We start from the raw sequence: 2,675 nt of genomic DNA on the forward strand, positions 1-2,675 counted from the left end.
CTGTAGTCGCCGCGGTGCTCCGCGACCATCCGAATCGCCCGCTCCTTCACAGCGGGATCCACCTTCTTAGGCATGTGCTCATCCTCCTTGACTCACAAGGAAGCGGCATCAAACCCGTGACGGTTCAGTTGAGATGCGAGTTCCGGCGAGCCTCGACACCAGCTCGGGCCGTGGGTGGTGGTTTCGAGGGCCGCTGGGGCGGCCACCTCAACCACCGAGCGCCAGGGCGGCCACCTCAACCACCGAGCGTCGGTTGAGATGCGAGTTCCGGCGAGCCTCGACACCAGCTCGGGCCGTGGGTGGTGGTTTCGAGGGCCGCTGGGGCGGCCACCTCAACCAGCGCGGGACGGGGCGGCCACCTCAACCAGCGCGGGACGGGGCGGCCACCTCAACCACCGAGCGTCGTTGTCAGGAGGCGCGGCGCTTCTCCGCGCGCTTGGCGGCGCGGGCGCGCTTCTCCTCGGCGTCGAGGCGCTCGGCCTCGTCGAGGGTCGGCGCGCTGCCGCCGCGGCGGGCGGGGATCCACCAGGCGCCGGCGGGCTTCTCGTCCTCGGGGTAGAGGTCGATCGCCTTGTCGAGCAGCGCCTTCATCGACTCGTGCAGCTCGGCGGTCTCGGCGACGGGGTCGGCGGCGGTCGGGTGGAGCGGGGCGCCGACGTGCACGCCGATGGTCTTGCCGCGGGAGAAGTCGCGGGGGTGGTCCTTGGTCCACATGCGGTGGGTGCCGAAGATGACGACGGGCAGGAGCGGTACGCCGGCCATCGCCGCGATCCGCACTGCACCCGTCTTCAGCTCCTTGATCTCGAACGAGCGCGAAATGGTGGCCTCGGGGAAGATGCCGACCGCCTCCCCCTGGCGGAGGTACTCGACGGCCTTCGCGGCAGACGCCGCGCCCTCGCCCCGGTCGACCTCGATGTGGTGGAACGAACGCATCACGGGACCGCCGACGGGGTGGTCGAAGATCTCCTTCTTCGCCATGAACCGCACGTAGCGGCCCGACGGGTTGGCGGCGAGCCCGCCGTACACGTAGTCGACGTACCCGACGTGGTTGACGGCGAGCAGCACGCCGCCCGTGCGGGGGACCTGCTCGGTGCCCGCCATCTGGAAGCGCTGGCCGAGCGCGCGGAAGGAGAGCTTCGCGGTGGCGATGACGGCGGGGTAGGTCAGGTCGAGCACGTGGTCTCCCGGTGGCTGCGGCGCTGCGGTCGATCGACTCTAGCCTGCAACGGCGCGGCGTCGACCTGGGCCCGGACGCCGAGGGGCCGGCCCCGCAGTGCGGGACCGGCCTCCGGCTCGGAGCAGCTGCTCGTCAGCCGATGAACTCGCTGAGCTCGCGCACGAGCGCGGACTTCGGCTTGGCGCCGACGATGGTCTTGACGACCTCGCCACCGGAGTAGACGTTGAGCGTCGGGATGCCCGTGACCCGGTAGTTGCCCGGGGTGACGGGGTTCTCGTCGACGTTCATCTTCACGAACGTGATCTTGTCGCCGTGCTCCTTGGCGAGCTCGTCGAGGATCGGGGAGACCTGGCGGCACGGGCCGCACCACTCGGCCCAGAAGTCGACCAGGACGGGCTTGTCGGACTTCAGGACCTGCGCCTCGAACTCGGCGTCGGTCACAGCGGCGATGTCAGCCACGGCGTGTTCCTCTCGTTGATGGGGTCGCCCGGCGGACCGGGGCGTCGGTGGTGGAACGTCGGGGAGCGCTCGGTTCTTCCCGTCAGAGGCCGGCGGTCTGCACGGTCTCGACGGCGGCGGACTCCGCGACCGCGTCCTGGGCCTCCTGCGGCGTCACCGCGGCGTGGTCCAGGTCGGCGATGTAGCGCTCGGCGTCGAGCGCCGCGGCGCAGCCGGTGCCGGCCGCGGTGATCGCCTGGCGGTAGTGGTGGTCCACCAGGTCGCCGGCCGCGAACACGCCCGGGATGTTCGTCGCCGTCGAGGGGTGGCGCACCAGCACGTAGCCCTCGTCGTCGAGGTCGACCTGACCGCCGAGCAACTCCGAGCGCGGGTCGTGGCCGATCGCCACGAACAGGCCGGTGACCTCCAGCGGCCGGGTCTCCCCGGTCACGGTGTCGCGCAGCGTGACGCTCTCCAGCTTGTCGCCGCCGTGGATCTCGGCGACCTCGGAGTTCCAGAGCACCTCGAGCTTCGGGTCCTTGAACGCGCGGTCGGCCATGATCGCGGAGGCGCGCAGCGAGTCGCGGCGGTGGATCAGGTACACCTTCGAGGCGAAGCGGGTGAGGAAGGTGGCCTCCTCGACGGCCGAGTCACCGCCGCCGACGACCGCGATGGCCTGCTCGCGGAAGAAGAACCCGTCGCAGGTGGCGCACCACGACACGCCCTTGCCGGAGTAGAGGTCCTCGCCGTCGATGCCGAGCTTGCGGTAGCCCGAGCCCATCGCCAGCACCACCGAGCGCGCCGTGTAGGTGTCGGTCTCGGTGCGCACGACCTTGATGTCACCGGTGAGGTCGACCGACACGACGTCGTCGGGCACGAGCTCGGCGCCGAAGCGCTCGGCCTGCGCGCGCATCTCGTCCATCAGCGCGGGGCCCATGATGCCGTCGCGGAAGCCCGGGAAGTTCTCCACCTCGGTGGTGTTCATCAGCGCGCCGCCGGCCGTGACCGAGCCCTCGAACACCAGGGGCGCGAGGTTCGCGCGCGCGGCGTACACCGCGGC

3 protein-coding genes are annotated in these 2,675 nt (G+C 71.0%); all 3 read right to left on the bottom strand.

Annotated elements, in window-relative coordinates:
• Nucleotides 1-408 precede the first annotated feature (408 nt).
• A complete protein-coding gene (locus tag KK617_RS18545; protein WP_277501666.1) occupies nt 409-1,176 on the bottom strand; it encodes a lysophospholipid acyltransferase family protein in 768 nt (255 codons plus the stop codon).
• A gap of 133 nt (nt 1,177-1,309) precedes the next feature.
• Nucleotides 1,310-1,636, bottom strand: coding sequence for a thioredoxin (trxA, locus tag KK617_RS18550; RefSeq protein WP_277501667.1), 327 nt, complete (start codon nt 1,634-1,636; stop codon nt 1,310-1,312).
• Between the two features lie 82 nt (nt 1,637-1,718).
• The coding region (gene trxB, locus KK617_RS18555) for a thioredoxin-disulfide reductase (RefSeq protein ID WP_277501668.1) at nt 1,719-2,675 on the bottom strand (957 nt) is incomplete at its 5' end.

This window comes from Nocardioides sp. ChNu-99 (genome assembly GCF_029493445.1).
Taxonomy (GTDB): Bacteria; Actinomycetota; Actinomycetes; order Propionibacteriales; family Nocardioidaceae; genus Nocardioides.